At 61.4% G+C, this 12,802-nt stretch carries 11 protein-coding genes; 2 read left to right on the top strand and 9 right to left on the bottom strand.

Going from position 1 to position 12,802, the window contains the following annotated elements; translation table 11 throughout:
* Positions 1-12: 12 nt before the first annotated feature.
* The 4 genes from AC0QUY_RS35580 to AC0QUY_RS35565 form a co-directional block, all read right to left on the bottom strand.
* Entirely contained in the window at positions 13-771 is a 759-nt protein-coding gene (locus tag AC0QUY_RS35580) for a hypothetical protein (RefSeq protein ID WP_475390675.1), read from the bottom strand.
* A gap of 495 nt (positions 772-1,266) precedes the next feature.
* A complete protein-coding gene (locus AC0QUY_RS35575; protein WP_475390673.1) occupies positions 1,267-2,205 on the bottom strand; it encodes a hypothetical protein in 939 nt (312 codons plus the stop codon).
* Positions 2,206-2,737: 532 nt separating this feature from the next.
* Positions 2,738-3,709 carry a hypothetical protein gene (locus AC0QUY_RS35570; protein WP_475390671.1) on the bottom strand — a complete coding sequence of 324 codons (972 nt, stop codon included), beginning with the start codon at positions 3,707-3,709 and terminating at the stop codon, positions 2,738-2,740.
* Positions 3,710-4,020: 311 nt separating this feature from the next.
* Entirely contained in the window at positions 4,021-5,598 is a 1,578-nt protein-coding gene (locus AC0QUY_RS35565) for a L,D-transpeptidase family protein (protein WP_475390669.1), read from the bottom strand.
* A 370-nt stretch (positions 5,599-5,968) separates the two neighbouring features.
* Between AC0QUY_RS35565 and AC0QUY_RS35560 the strand changes: the two genes are divergently transcribed.
* Entirely contained in the window at positions 5,969-6,988 is a 1,020-nt protein-coding gene (locus AC0QUY_RS35560) for an N-acetylmuramoyl-L-alanine amidase family protein (protein ID WP_475390667.1), read from the top strand.
* A gap of 42 nt (positions 6,989-7,030) precedes the next feature.
* On the opposite strand, the gene AC0QUY_RS35555 is transcribed toward AC0QUY_RS35560, so the two are convergent.
* The 4 genes from AC0QUY_RS35555 to argH form a co-directional block, all read right to left on the bottom strand.
* Positions 7,031-8,191, bottom strand: a complete 1,161-nt coding sequence (locus AC0QUY_RS35555) for a hypothetical protein (protein WP_475390664.1) — start codon at positions 8,189-8,191, stop codon at positions 7,031-7,033.
* Positions 8,192-8,315: 124 nt separating this feature from the next.
* Positions 8,316-9,581, bottom strand: a complete 1,266-nt coding sequence (gene lysA, locus AC0QUY_RS35550) for a diaminopimelate decarboxylase (RefSeq protein WP_475390662.1) — start codon at positions 9,579-9,581, stop codon at positions 8,316-8,318.
* A gap of 7 nt (positions 9,582-9,588) precedes the next feature.
* Positions 9,589-9,855 carry an LPS translocon maturation chaperone LptM gene (lptM, locus tag AC0QUY_RS35545; RefSeq protein WP_161850036.1) on the bottom strand — a complete coding sequence of 89 codons (267 nt, stop codon included), beginning with the start codon at positions 9,853-9,855 and terminating at the stop codon, positions 9,589-9,591.
* A 107-nt stretch (positions 9,856-9,962) separates the two neighbouring features.
* Positions 9,963-11,354: an argininosuccinate lyase gene (argH, locus tag AC0QUY_RS35540; protein ID WP_161850037.1), complete on the bottom strand. Its 1,392-nt coding sequence runs from the start codon at positions 11,352-11,354 to the stop codon at positions 9,963-9,965.
* 136 nt (positions 11,355-11,490) lie between these two features.
* On the opposite strand from argH, the gene tlpA reads away from it, so the two are divergent.
* Positions 11,491-12,162 (top strand): thiol:disulfide interchange protein TlpA, encoded by a 672-nt coding sequence (gene tlpA / locus AC0QUY_RS35535; protein ID WP_475390660.1) that lies wholly within the window; start codon positions 11,491-11,493, stop codon positions 12,160-12,162.
* Positions 12,163-12,310: 148 nt separating this feature from the next.
* Here the strand turns inward: tlpA and AC0QUY_RS35530 are convergent, their stop codons facing one another.
* A complete protein-coding gene (locus AC0QUY_RS35530; protein ID WP_475390658.1) occupies positions 12,311-12,499 on the bottom strand; it encodes a putative motility protein in 189 nt (62 codons plus the stop codon).
* Between the last annotated feature and the right edge of the window lie 303 nt (positions 12,500-12,802).

Below are 12,802 nucleotides of genomic sequence, written 5' to 3'. Positions count from 1 at the left end.
TTCGCCCGAAACTCAGCGACGGCCGAGCGTTGCGGCCTCATCACCCCCGCGAACCGCCTTCGCCAATGCGGCTTCGTTGGACCGCACGAACAGGAAGCGGGACGCTACTGGTATTTCCGCGTCAGCGCTGCCATCTCGGCCGATCAAGACTAATCCCGCTCCGCCGTTGGCCACCGCCAAAATGACAGGGTCGCCCTTCCACGTTTTGATCGGGTCCATTGCGACGAGAAATTCACCCATCGGCTGGTCGAAATATTGCAGCCTCAGCTGCGGAGCGACCTCTGCCGCCGCAAGTCCGAAACCCAATTGTCGAGCGCGCGCATAAACGTCCGCCAGCCGCACAGTATCGGTCTGAAAGCCGAGTTCGGCGGCCGACACCGCAAATAGCTCCACGTTTGTTTTCGTCGTGCCGACGTTAAAGGCCGGTCGAGCGAGAATTTCCTCGGCCAGTCCGCCGATGCCGCAGCCTGCCGCGTCCAACGCGCTAAGCAGGGCAAAGGAATTTGCAAACGTTCCGACTGTAATCGTCCTCCACACTGGAACCGTGAAGGCCGATTTGACTGGAGCCGGCGGCGTATTGGAGGGAGCTACTTTGAGCGTCAAGCGGTTCTGCAGAACGGCTCGCGCCGTGCATTGAGCACTGGCTTCGCTCGCGAGCATGACGATGCATGCGGTGGAGAGCATCGCAATCAAAGCACCGCCACTTCGTCTCCGCATCATATGATGCAGTATGGCGCGATAACCGCTTTCCTTGCCAGCAGTTCGGTCCATAGCGACCTACTTGCGAATGGAATTGCGTGGCAATGCAATCCGGCAATTGCTTCAGTACGATCCGCCCGCTGGTTCACAGCAGGCAAGCCTGCCATTCAAAATTGGCGTCCGGTCTCACGACAACCCGCATTTTCGAACGACCGGGTTGAGAGCGGCGCGGTGCTTTCAAAGCCACCGCAGAACCGTCGCGATATCGGATCAAAGGATACTGCGGTGGCGCTCGGCGGTATGTGAATTGGCTTACATCGCTCAAAACGTTTCCGTGAGGAGAAGCGGACCGGGGCACCGGGATGTTCGATTTCCGCCAATGACCGATAGTGTTGCAAAAATCTTTTTGCGGAATGCGACTCAAATTCTTGGAGCCATAGGCGCGACGATCGAATAATAACGTGGGGGACCACGCTGTCGGGCACCAAACTCACAGGCGATTCCGACAACGGGGCTGAGTGCCCCTTGAGCCATGTTGTCGCTTCTTGATGATGCTTTCTGCGCTTGTTACTGTTGGGCAGCCTGCACAGGTGTCCCAGCCGAAGACTCCCATTGGTTGGCTGTCCGCTGCAACAAGCCGGGAACGAGACGCTCCGTAAATCCTGCGATCAGGCCGGCTGCCGCCGCTGCCTCCCAGTACATGTTCGCGATATGCTTACCGATTCCTTCACCTAAAATTGTTCTTGCGAATACAAGGATGACAATCCCCGCAACAACCCCAATGCCGATGCGAAGACCGGCCATCCAATAGTTCATATTTGATTGATGGCAGGGCTTGAATTTGAATTCTTGCAAGCGGGTTGCAACTGACAGCATTGCTCCGGTAGCGCCGAACATTCCTCCAACAATATAGGACTTGAGGCCGACAATATGTGGTCGAACCGCTTGCCAAGCCGTCCAATGCAATTGGATTGGCTCCCACAAGATGCAGAGTGCGACGACCGTTACTACGACCCAACACCATAAGCACACTCTTAGGTATCGTATCATGTTGTCATTTGTGACCCGCTCGACAGCCATGCTCAGCGTTTTTTCCGCGAGCTTTTTCGCGTCACCGAGCTCGGCATGATTTTTCTTTTCCATGAGCAGCATGACCGCCTGAGCCATGTTGTGGTGATATATCGAGGCAGGGGGACGACGAAGGCCAAAGGTCCACCCCGAACTCATCTGAGCGGTAAGATAGCGAAGCTCGCACAACTCAGGGCTAATCTGAGTGAAGCGGCGCCGTTGATCGTCCTCTTCCTCTGGGCAGTCTGAGAAGTGCACGTGTATTCCCCGGTGGGAGCGATACACGGCGTAATCCGTTGCGAGCCACAAAATCTCTGCGATTACGTTGCCCAACTTGTCTTTGGCTCCCACGGCAAGTTCGCAAAGAAGAAAAGGTTTTGTGCAGGGCTTAGGCTCGCTTTGGCCTTGTACTCTCGACGTTGCTGAGATGTCGTCCATTCCAGCCTCCCGAGCAAATTCGCTGACAGCATTCGCGGCCGGTCAGCTGGAAAATACACGTGCGGATCGCCAGCGAGTGTGAAGGTGATCACACTTCAATGGCTGGCCCAAAGATGCTGTTTGTCCACGTTGGCCCGCTAAGCACGCGGTCCGGATACGGAATAATCAAATTGCCGACCGACGCCGCCCTTGAAGCCTATACGAGGCCGTATCTTCTGCGATCAGGTTTTCCCTGCAAACGGCCCAACTGAATGGTCTTGCAGCCGCCTGCTACTCGGGTGTGACATAAAGCGAACCTAGCCAAATCGTCTCATCAATGTCAGTTTGTGGCCCATAGCGTCGAACCCTGACGTTCACTCTGGCGTCGGCTGTTTGGGGCAGACCGGACGTGGTTGCAGGCGTACTGAATCGACGCTCATGACCCCAAGCGCACGGGCTGCGCATCGAACGATGGCATCGACTGGGTGGTGCTTGCGCTCTGTGTCGATGGCGCGCTCAGGCCAGCCTATGGCGCAACTCGGACCGCCGCGTGTCAATAAAGATGCACGGGGAGCGGAACGCCAGCCGGACCGGCCAGCAGGCCCCAGGTCTCGTCGCCAGCGAGCTCGAACTCCCGGTTCTGCGCCGCGCCGCTCGCGACCTTGAGGGAGACCTTGTACTTGCCCGGCCGCAGATTGATTTCCTGGCTGTCGGGCGATCTGCCTCCGGTTGCGGTGTCGTCCGCCAACTTGCGTCGCGCCGCCAGCCTGATGATCTGCTCGTTGATGGTGATGACGGCCTCTTCATTCGTGGTGTTGCCGAGCAACAGCCTCACCTGCCCTGGCATCGGCTTGATCCCGGCATTCGTGGCGGCAGGCTTGCGCAGCGACAGGTCGACGATCGTCCTGTCGTCCTGATGGGTGAGCCGGAGCAGCGCCGGCCCATCTGATGTCGTGAAGGCGATCACGGCGTCGCCCGGCTCGACGACCGCGCCGCCATTCTCCGTCCAGCCGCGCTTGCTCAGCTCGACGCGATAGAAGCGGAGCGTGCCTGCGAGATCGAGCGGCGTCTCGACGTGAAATGCCTTGATGAACGTTGAATCCTTCGCCGTCGTGAGGAGCCAGGGCTTGGGCCGCGGCAGACCAGTGACGGGATCATCGTCCGCGGCCTGTGCGGGCGCCGCGTCCGAGACGCCGCAGAGCAGGCGCCTGGCGACGTAATTCCTGGGGCAATGGGCAACGGCCCATGACGTTACGCCGACATAGGTTGGCTGGAACGTGTCACGCGAGCCCGACGGGGTGCTGCTTGTCGGGTTCGAGGGGGTGGTGAATATCGGGTTCGATTTGCCGGTCGTTGTCGATGACCAGTGGTAGGTGCAATTGATCAATTTTGAAAAACCGGTCTCGCAAGAATGCTGGGGATCCAAGGCCTTTGCGAGCGCGCCCGTCAGCACGACGACCGTCGCGAAGGCCGCCGCGACGGTCAGGCTGGCGATGAGCAAAACACCTTTCGTGCGACGATTCATCGCCGGATTCCAATCTCCATGAGAGCCCTGGGATCAGGTGCTCATCATGGGCTTAGTGGCGTTGGCCATGTAAAACGTTCATCGCTCTTTTATCGTTTGTTTCCTCTACCGATTCTCGGTGCGCGTGCGCTGGCGTGGCGGCGAGAGCCCCCTGAGCCGATGGCGCTATCAGGTCAGCTTCTGGCCCGGCGGACCGGTGGGAGGGAATTGACCCAAGTCATTTGGCCCAAGTCAGCTTCTGGGCGCTCCACCGACGGGGTACCGGCTCTGGCTGATAAACCCGAAGCGGACTGCGCCCGGCGTACCGCGTCTCACCACCGGCCCGGTTGCATCGGATAGCCCGGTTGCATCGGATAGTCTTGTTGCGCCGGATAGCCCCGTTGCGCCGGATAATAGGATTGCCCCCCGCGCTGACGCGAATTGCTGGTTTGGGGTGGGGAATTCCAGGGCTGAAAAAAGAAGCCACCGCCTTCGCCGCCCCAGGTGCTGCTGTCCGCGATGTCGACGGCGGGCGAAGGCCGGCGCGTAATGAAGCCGCCCTGGGGCTGGTCGCTCAGCACTGCGACGAACTCGGTGCGATAGTTGGTCTCGCGGCTCAGCGGCTCGTCCGAGACGACGATCGAGGACCGTGGCAATGCGGTCGGCGCGATGCGATCGAGCACGTCCTGCGGGATGGTAATGCGATCGAGCGCGCTCCTGGCGTCGTCCCCGCTGTCGATCGTGACCGCGCTCCAGCGCAGGCCCGCGTCGTTGCGCGCCATCGCCGTGAACACATGCGTGCCGATCCTCCGTCCGGGGTCGCGGATTACGACCGGAACCTCTATGGACGTATCGAACACCTCGCCGCCCCCGTCCGGCGCCGGCTTGTGCGTGTTGCGCCGCACGTACAGCTTCTGCGTCGCGCGGCTGATGTAGATCGACACGGGCTCGAGCGCGAGCTTCGCCTCGCTCGCCGCTTTGACGGCTTCGGCCTTCCGGGTCTCGGCCGCTTTGGCGGCAGTCTTGACGGCGGCGGCGTCGGGCTTCGAACTCGCATCAGCCTTGGCCGTGTCGAGCTGCTTTGCTGCTTCCTTGGCCTTGAGGGCGGCCTTCTGCTTGCGGTCCTCGGCCTGCGCCCTGGCCTGGTCGGTCTTTGCGGCGGCGAGCATCTTGTCGGCGAATGCGAGCTCGGCTTCCGCGTTCCTCTTGAGCCCTTCCAGTTTGCGCAGCGATGCCGCGAGGGCTGCACTCTCGCGCGCCGCTGTCGCGGCGGCCTTCTTCGCCTCGTCGGCCGTCTTGACGGCCTCTGCGGCCTCGCGGGCCAGCGTCTCGGCACGCGACGGAGCAGCCGCGACGGCGTCGGCTTTCGGCATCAACAGCGCCGGATGGGAAATCTCGACCGGAGCCGCGTCGTTCGGCGAGATGATCACCCGCATCCCGATCCGCGTCCTGTCGAACAGCTTCTCCGCAAAGCCAAAAGGCATGCGAATGCAGCCGTGTGAGGCGGCATACCCGGGCAACGGCCCGCCGTGAAGCGCGATACCGTTCCAGGTGATGCGCTGCATGTTCGGCATCTCGGCATCGTCGTAAAGAGATGAGCGGTGGTCCTTGTTCTTCTCGAGGATGGCGAAGATACCGGCTGGCGTCTCGCGTCCAGTGGTGCCGGTCGACACCGGTGCGCGCGCGATCCAGCCGTCGGCGTCGTAGAAAGTGACCTGCTGGGTCTTGATCGACACGATTGCCATGATCGGCTCGCCTGCATCGCGCGGCGCCGTTGCCTCGACAGGCGGCGCGGGGCGCGCCCTTTGCGCCACGGCGGAGGCGGGCAGCGTCGCAAGCAGGGCCATCGCCGCGAGCCCCCAACGCCGCATCGTCAAGGTGGACTGCGCCATCGCCAATCGACTTGCCATGCCATGCCCCGGTTGAAATGCCTGTTCGCGCTACTGTCGCATAAAGTGTCAGATCGTGATTCTTGAATCTACCAACCGCCGCCGGCACCACTCACGCCGCCAATCGTCGCAGGGAACTATCGGTGCGCCCCCGGGGGAAATCTTTGCCGAGCAGGAAGAAAGGCGGCTCACGACTGGAATTGCCACAAACCTGACATGAGGATAGGGAGCATTTGCGTCGGTTATTGGGAATGAAACGGACGCGCGCCAAAGACAAAAACAGACATCCGGCAGGCATCGCGTCGTGTTCCGTACTGACCCGGAATGGACATCACCGTCCCTCTTCCGGCATTGCGGCATCTGATGCTATGATGCCTTCAGGGGAGCGAGCATGAAGCGCCGCGAGTTCATTTGTGATCTCGGCAGTATCGCTTGGGGATTTTGGCCCGGCCGCCGCACGGTCATCGCGGCAATGGCTGCAGTGGTGCTGCTGCCGATCGACGCCGGCAACGCCGGCTGGCTGTCGGATCTCTTCAAAGGCTCTCCAAAGCAAGGCAAATCGTCAAGACAAGCCAAGCCGGCGAAGCACGTCGCTTCGCCCAAGTCGGCCGCTTTGGCGAAGCGTACAGCCTCGTCAAAGCGCCACACTGTAAAGCTTGCCGCGCTGGGTCCGGTCCAATTGCCCGCTGCCGCTTTGAAACCGGTCACGACGCGTTGCGAACCCGCAAAGTTCCGGATCGTGCTGGATGTGGGACATACCGCCGAATCGGAAGGCGCGATCAGCGCTCGCAACGTCTCCGAATTTGTCTTCAACCTGCGCCTTGCGAAGCAGATCGAGCAGAAGTTGAAGGCCGAAGGCTTTGCCGAGACCAGATTGCTTCTGACCGAGGGCAAGGCCAGGCGCAGCCTCTTCAAACGCGTCGCCACCGCCAACGATCTGCGCGCAGACCTCCTCCTGTCGATCCACCATGACTCCGTGCCCAACAAATTCCTCGAGGATTGGGAATTCGAGGGAAAGAAGAGCCGTTTCAGCGACCGCTTTAGCGGATACTCCGTCTTCGTCTCGCGCAACAACCCGGATTTCAAGACAAGCCTCACGTTCGCCGAACTGATCGGCAAGGAAATGAAGGCTCAGGGCCTTGAGTACGCCAGGCAATATTCCCAGCCGATCATGGGCCGGCACCAGCGTCCGCTACTGAACCGGGAAACCGGCGTGTATCGCTACGATGAGTTAATCGTGCTGAGAAAGACCAGGATGGCTGCCGCTCTGCTGGAAGCAGGCTCGATCATCAACCGGGACGAGGAACTCATGATGAGTTCGCCTGAACGCCGGGACATCATCAGCAGCGGCGTCACGGCGGCGGTGAAGGAATTCTGTGATCCTCGATGGGGTATCCTGGGTCCGCTCTGATGGCGCGGTGGCGGCCTTGCATTTCCTTCCTGCCTGCCGCCTTCAACTCTTTGACTGCTTCTTGATCTCGTCGAACTTGGAAAGCGCTCGTTCAAATTTTTCGTTGAAGAGCCACATCGCATCCAGAATCTCGCGGAAGGTTGCAGATGTCTTGGCCCTGTCGGCTTGTCCAAAGGTGAACATGCTGTTGTTCCGCAGAAATCCCATGATCCTAGGGTCGGAAATCCGGTAGTCGACCAGGTTGCGTGAGCCGAGTGCCGACTTGGTCGGGCTGGGAATGATCTGGATGAGTTCAAACAGCTTCATCTGATCGATCGGGTCCGGCAGCGTTTTCACGATCGCCGGTACTTGCGGAAAAATATCCGCGTGCGCGTTCATGAGGGCATCCCGTACGGCGGTCCAGTGGTTGTACCGATGATCCAGATTGCCGGCCCGCGCCTCTTCCTTGTCGTCGCGCGCGTTGAGTGCGGGATCAAAGGCGGCTATCGACTTCTTTATCGCTGCCCATTTCCTTTGCCCGTTTTGATCTTCTGATACGCCTGATTGCAGACTGCCCTTGTATTTGTTCGAGCGCGCATTCCCGATGTTCTGATTGCCGTTTGTCTCGGCGAAGAAGAGCCCCAGGCTGATGCGGCCTGCAGCTTCGGCGTTGGCCGCATCAAGGCCCCTGGCTCGCGCAATGGCAGTGCCCAGATCGACAACGTCCTTGAATGGCGTATCCGAGCTTTGCGCGTTGGCGGGCGGCGCTTGCATGATGTCGAAGAGCTTCCTGTACTCATCGAGCAGCGGTTCATTGTCGGCGCTGAAATACGCCGGAGGGATTCCGTATTTGTTGGGCCCGCCTATCCTGGACGGAAGCGCGTCGGTGAGGTCCTTGTAGGCGCTCATCATGTTGTTGCGTGCAAGGTAAAGCGCCTGTCCCGGCAAGTTGGGCAACGGCTGGTTCGAATTGATCTGCGCGCGCCGCTGGCGCAGGATCTGCTCAAATTGGCTGCGTGAATTGTTGTATGTGTTGAGCGCATCCGACTGCTTTTTCGTAAGTGCGGCCGGCTCACCCATGGCAGGCGATATGAAGCCGAGATCGCAGATGGCAGCCGGCGGCGTGAAGGAGAGTCCGAGAGCAAGAGCCGCCGCGGGCGCCGCAGCAAGGTGCTTTATCCCCATGGCGATTTCCGATGCCCAAGTTTCATCGATACGACTCATTGTTCGTAAGCAGCGAACGCGCAGCTTGGCGACAAGTGCGTAGGATGTGTGGAGCGAAGCGATACCGATCGATTACAGATCGCGAAGATGATGGGTATCGCTTCGCTCCACCCATCCTACAAGCTCACAGCCAGGGTGCCGGCTTGTCCATCGCGATCAATTCGTCGACCTCGATGCGCGGGCGGACCACGGCGTACTGGTCGTCCTTGACCAGGACTTCCGGCACCAGGGCACGCGTGTTGTAGAAGCCGGACTGCACCGCGCCGTAGGCGCCGGCGGTCATGATCGCCAGCAGATCGCCGGCCTTCGGCTCGGGCATGTTACGATCGAGCGCGAGGTAGTCGCCGGTTTCGCAGACCGGCCCGACTACGTCGGCCGTGATCGTTCGCGCGCCCTTCCCCGCCTCGCGAACGGGAAGGATGTCGTGATGGGCTTCGTATAGCGTCGGGCGGATCAGATCGTTCATCGCGGCGTCAATGATGACGAAATTCTTGGCCTCGCCCGGCTTCACATAGATCACGCGTGAGACGAGGATGCCGGCATTGCCGACGATCATGCGCCCCGGCTCGAACATCAGCGTGCAGCCGAGGTTGTGCGTCACCCGCTTGACCATCGCGGCATAGGCGGATGGCAAGGGCGGGGCTTCGCGGTCGGCGTGATAGGGAATGCCGAGCCCGCCGCCGAAATCGATATGCTCGATCTTGTGGCCGTCGGCGCGCAGCGTCTGCACGAAATCGGACAGAATCCGGAATGCGGTTTCCATCTTGCTCAAGTCGGTGATCTGGCTGCCGATATGCATGTCGGTGCCGGTCACCTCGATCCCGGGCAGCTTCGCCGCGCGGGTATAGACCTCGCGGGCGCGTTCGATCGGAATGCCGAACTTGTTCTCGGACTTGCCGGTGGCGATCTTGGCGTGGGTGCCGGCATCGACGTCAGGATTGACCCGCAAGGAAATCCGCGCGGTCTTTCCGGCTTCGACCGCGAGCCTCGACAGCAATTCCAGTTCGGGCTCGGATTCGACGTTGATGCAGAGAATGTCGGCAGCGAGCGCTGCGCGCAACTCGGCCTCGGTCTTGCCGACGCCGGAAAACAGAATCTTGTTCGGCGGAATCCCCGCCGCCAGCGCCCGCTTCAATTCGCCGCCGGAGACGACGTCGGCGCCAGCGCCGAGCTTGGCCAGCGTGCGCAGCACCGACTGGTTGGAATTCGCCTTCATGGCGTAGCAGACCAGCGTCTTCTCGCCTGCAAAAGCCTCGGTAAAGACGCGGTAATGGCGCTCCAGCGTCGCCGTCGAATAGCAATAGAACGGCGTGCCGACGGTTTCAGCCAGTTCGGACAGGTTGACGGCCTCGGCGTGCAGCACGCCGTTGCGATAGTCAAAATGGTTCATGGCGTGCTCAGTCCAGCAGCGGATCGAGAACGAATTTCTTCTTGCCGCCCTTGGGGGCGCTGGGGCCGGCGTCGGTTCCGTAGGTCGAATTGAACACGCCGGGCTGCGCCGCGCGCTCGGCCTCGGTATCGGACGTCGCCTGTGCCTGCGGCGCCGCCGCGGTCGGCGGCAGGTCGAGCCCGCCCTTGCGTCCGCAGCCTCCGAGCGCGAGCGCGGTCACGCTCAACAGGATGATGGCCCATCCCGACGATGACGGGCGGTAGTTACTGATCACGACGAAATCCCCAATGCGCGCCGCACCATACAAAGATTGCCATGGTCTGGCGAGTGCCGATCGGCCACTGACAACCATGAAATTGCAGCGAAATTTTCTCTTCAAGCCTATTTTCGCTCTTTTTCTAGCCGTTTCAGCCAGGCTTTGGCCTGCGAAACCACGTTCTTCGGCGCGGTGCCGCCATAACTGGTCCGGCTCTTCACGGATGCCTCCACCGACAGCACGCGCAGGGCATCGGCGGTAATCTTCGGCTCGACCTCCTGCATCGCCTGCAGCGGCAGTTCGTGCAGCGCCACGCCCTGCGTGGACGCCAGGCCGACGATTCGTCCGGTGACATGATGGGCGTCGCGGAACGGCATTTTGAGCGTCCGCACCAGCCAGTCCGCGAGATCGGTGGCGGTGGCATAGCCCTCACCGGCGGCAGCCTTCATCCTATTCTCGTCGGGCACGAGGTCGAGGACCATGCCGGTCATCGCGCGAATCGCCAGCGAGAGCGCGGAAAACGCCTCCATCGCGCCCTGCTTGTCCTCCTGCATGTCCTTTTGATAGGCGAGCGGCAGGCCCTTCATCACGATCAGGAGAGCGTTGAGCGCGCCGATCACCCGGCCGGTCTTGGCGCGCACCAGTTCGGCGGCATCCGGATTGCGCTTCTGCGGCATGATCGAGGAGCCGGTGGTGAACTTGTCGGAGAGCCGCACCAGGCCGACCAGCGGCGAGGTCCAGATCACGATCTCCTCGGCAAAGCGTGACATGTGCACGGCGGCGATCGACGCTGCAGAGAGCGTTTCGAGCACGAAATCGCGATCCGAGACCGCGTCGAGCGAATTGGCCATGGGACGATCGAAGCCGAGCGCTTTTGCGGTCGCGGCGCGATCGATCGGGAACGAGGTTCCCGCCAGCGCAGCAGCGCCGAGCGGTGATTCGTTCAGCCGCCTGCGCGCATCGGCAAAGCGGCCGCGGTCGCGCGCAGCCATCTCGACATAGGCCAGCAGATGATGCCCGAAGGTCACGGGCTGGGCGGTCTGCAAATGGGTGAAGCCCGGCATTACGGTCGCGGCATGTTCCAGCGCGCGGGACGCCAGCGCGTGCTGGAAGGCGGCCAGCGCCGCGTCGGTCTCATCGATCGTGTCGCGGACATAGAGACGGAAATCGGTCGCGACCTGGTCGTTGCGCGAGCGCGCGGTGTGCAGCCGGCCCGCGGCGGGCCCGATCAGTTCGGACAGCCGGCTCTCGACATTCATATGGATGTCTTCGAGCGCACGCTTGAAGTCGAAGCCGCCCTTGGCGATTTCTGACAAAATCGTGTCTAGACCCTTGCCGATATTTTTCGCATCTCCTGCGGTGATAATGCCTTGCGCGGCCAGCATGGCGGCATGGGCCTTGGACGCGGCGATGTCCTGGGCATAGAGGTGACGGTCGACGTCGATCGAGACGTTGATTTCCTCCATGATCGCATCGGGACGCTCGGTGAACCGGCCGCCCCACATCTTGTTGCTCATGACTTCCCGTGCCTTGCCATTTATATCGTCGAGCGTTCGGCGAAACGCCGGGCCGGTTTCGGCCGTAACTCGACCGTAATGCCGATCGTATTCTTGGGCCCTGCATAGCCGTAACTGATACAGGATGACAAACGATATGCCCGAAATGCCCCCGCCCCGCCCGGCAAAGGCGCGCCGGATTCCGATCGCCATCGGCGCGGTAGTGGCTGCGGGCGTGGTCGGAATCGGCCTGTTTTACGGGCTCGGCGGCGTCAAGCGCGGCGGCGATCCCACCTGCACGGGGGCGGTCGAACTGGCCCGCAAGATCGCGCCGCTGGCGCATGGTGAGGTAGCCGCGCTGACCATGGCGACGACCCCGCTGCGGCTTCCCGACCTCGCCTTCGACGACGCCGAGGGCAAGCCGAGGAAGCTGTCGGAATGGCGCGGCAAGACCGTGCTGGTGAACCTGTGGGCCACCTGGTGCGTGCCTTGCCGCAAGGAAATGCCGGCGCTGGAGAGCCTGCAGACCGCGCTCGGCGGCAAGGATTTCGAGGTGGTCGCCATCAACATCGACACCCGCGACCCCGAGAAGCCGAAAAATTTCCTGAAAGAGGCCAATCTGACCCGGCTCGGCTATTTCGCCGACCAGAAAGCCAAGGTTTTTCAGGATCTTAAGAATATAGGCAAGGCGCTGGGCATGCCGACGTCAGTGCTGATGGACGCCCAGGGCTGCGAAATCGCAACCCTAGCCGGCCCCGCCGAATGGGCCAGCGAGGATGCCATCAAGCTGATCAAGGCTGCGATGCAGCCAATGAAGGCGGGGTCTTAGTCGTCAACTCTCATTGTGGAGGCGCGAAGCGCCGTCGCCGGACGATGCTTTGCATCGCCAGGAGAACCACGCGGCCCTGCTGGTGTCATTCAGCCTTCGATGCCGGTTACGCGGCTCCTCAGGATGAGGCCAGACAGGGTTTTGGAATTCAGGCCGTAACATTGAGGTTGCCGCCGACGCCGGGGGCGAGATTGGCCGTCGAGGGGATGCCGAGCAGCGTATGGACCGCCGCTTTCTCCGCATCCGCGTTCTGCTTGATGATCGAGGTCTGGATCTGCTGCTGCGTACCCGCCGCCTGCATGCTGAGCATGCTCGAAACCATAGCCATCATATCCATAACGCAGCACTCCAGGAACGTGAGGGCACCCTACCCCGGCACCGGTTAACGAATTCTGGAGATCGAAGAAAAGTTGGCAGGCGCGCGAATGTACGCCTCGTAACACGCGCCGCGTGTCGTGAAGCGAGGCGTGCCCGTCATTTCCAGCGATATATTTGGAGGCGTGGTGGGCACGCTGCGCTTTGCCCACCCTTCTGTAACGGGCCTCGATTAGTCAATCCCTTTGCGTTGTCCGCCCGCCGGGGTCTTGCTTCTGTACGGGGTCGGCGCAGGGCCGCCACCTGATGGGGTTGGAAGAGGATA

The sequence above is a fragment of the Bradyrhizobium sp. WYCCWR15520 genome (genome assembly GCF_056174665.1).
This window is presented reverse-complemented; position numbering and strand designations above follow the sequence as displayed.

What these genes read in the sequence shown, in the direction of transcription:
- AC0QUY_RS35555 (WP_475390664.1), bottom strand. Translation starts at nt 8,191, where the DNA reads ATGAGTCGTATCGATGAAACTTGGGCATCGGAAATCGCCATGGGGATA.
- argH (WP_161850037.1), bottom strand. Translation starts at nt 11,354, where the DNA reads ATGAGCAACAAGATGTGGGGCGGCCGGTTCACCGAGCGTCCCGATGCG.
- AC0QUY_RS35560 (WP_475390667.1), top strand. Translation starts at nt 5,969, where the DNA reads ATGAAGCGCCGCGAGTTCATTTGTGATCTCGGCAGTATCGCTTGGGGA.
- lysA (WP_475390662.1), bottom strand. Translation starts at nt 9,581, where the DNA reads ATGAACCATTTTGACTATCGCAACGGCGTGCTGCACGCCGAGGCCGTC.
- AC0QUY_RS35570 (WP_475390671.1), bottom strand. Translation starts at nt 3,709, where the DNA reads ATGAATCGTCGCACGAAAGGTGTTTTGCTCATCGCCAGCCTGACCGTC.
- AC0QUY_RS35565 (WP_475390669.1), bottom strand. Translation starts at nt 5,598, where the DNA reads ATGGCAAGTCGATTGGCGATGGCGCAGTCCACCTTGACGATGCGGCGT.
- AC0QUY_RS35530 (WP_475390658.1), bottom strand. Translation starts at nt 12,499, where the DNA reads ATGGATATGATGGCTATGGTTTCGAGCATGCTCAGCATGCAGGCGGCG.
- AC0QUY_RS35580 (WP_475390675.1), bottom strand. Translation starts at nt 771, where the DNA reads ATGGACCGAACTGCTGGCAAGGAAAGCGGTTATCGCGCCATACTGCAT.
- tlpA (WP_475390660.1), top strand. Translation starts at nt 11,491, where the DNA reads ATGCCCGAAATGCCCCCGCCCCGCCCGGCAAAGGCGCGCCGGATTCCG.
- AC0QUY_RS35575 (WP_475390673.1), bottom strand. Translation starts at nt 2,205, where the DNA reads ATGGACGACATCTCAGCAACGTCGAGAGTACAAGGCCAAAGCGAGCCT.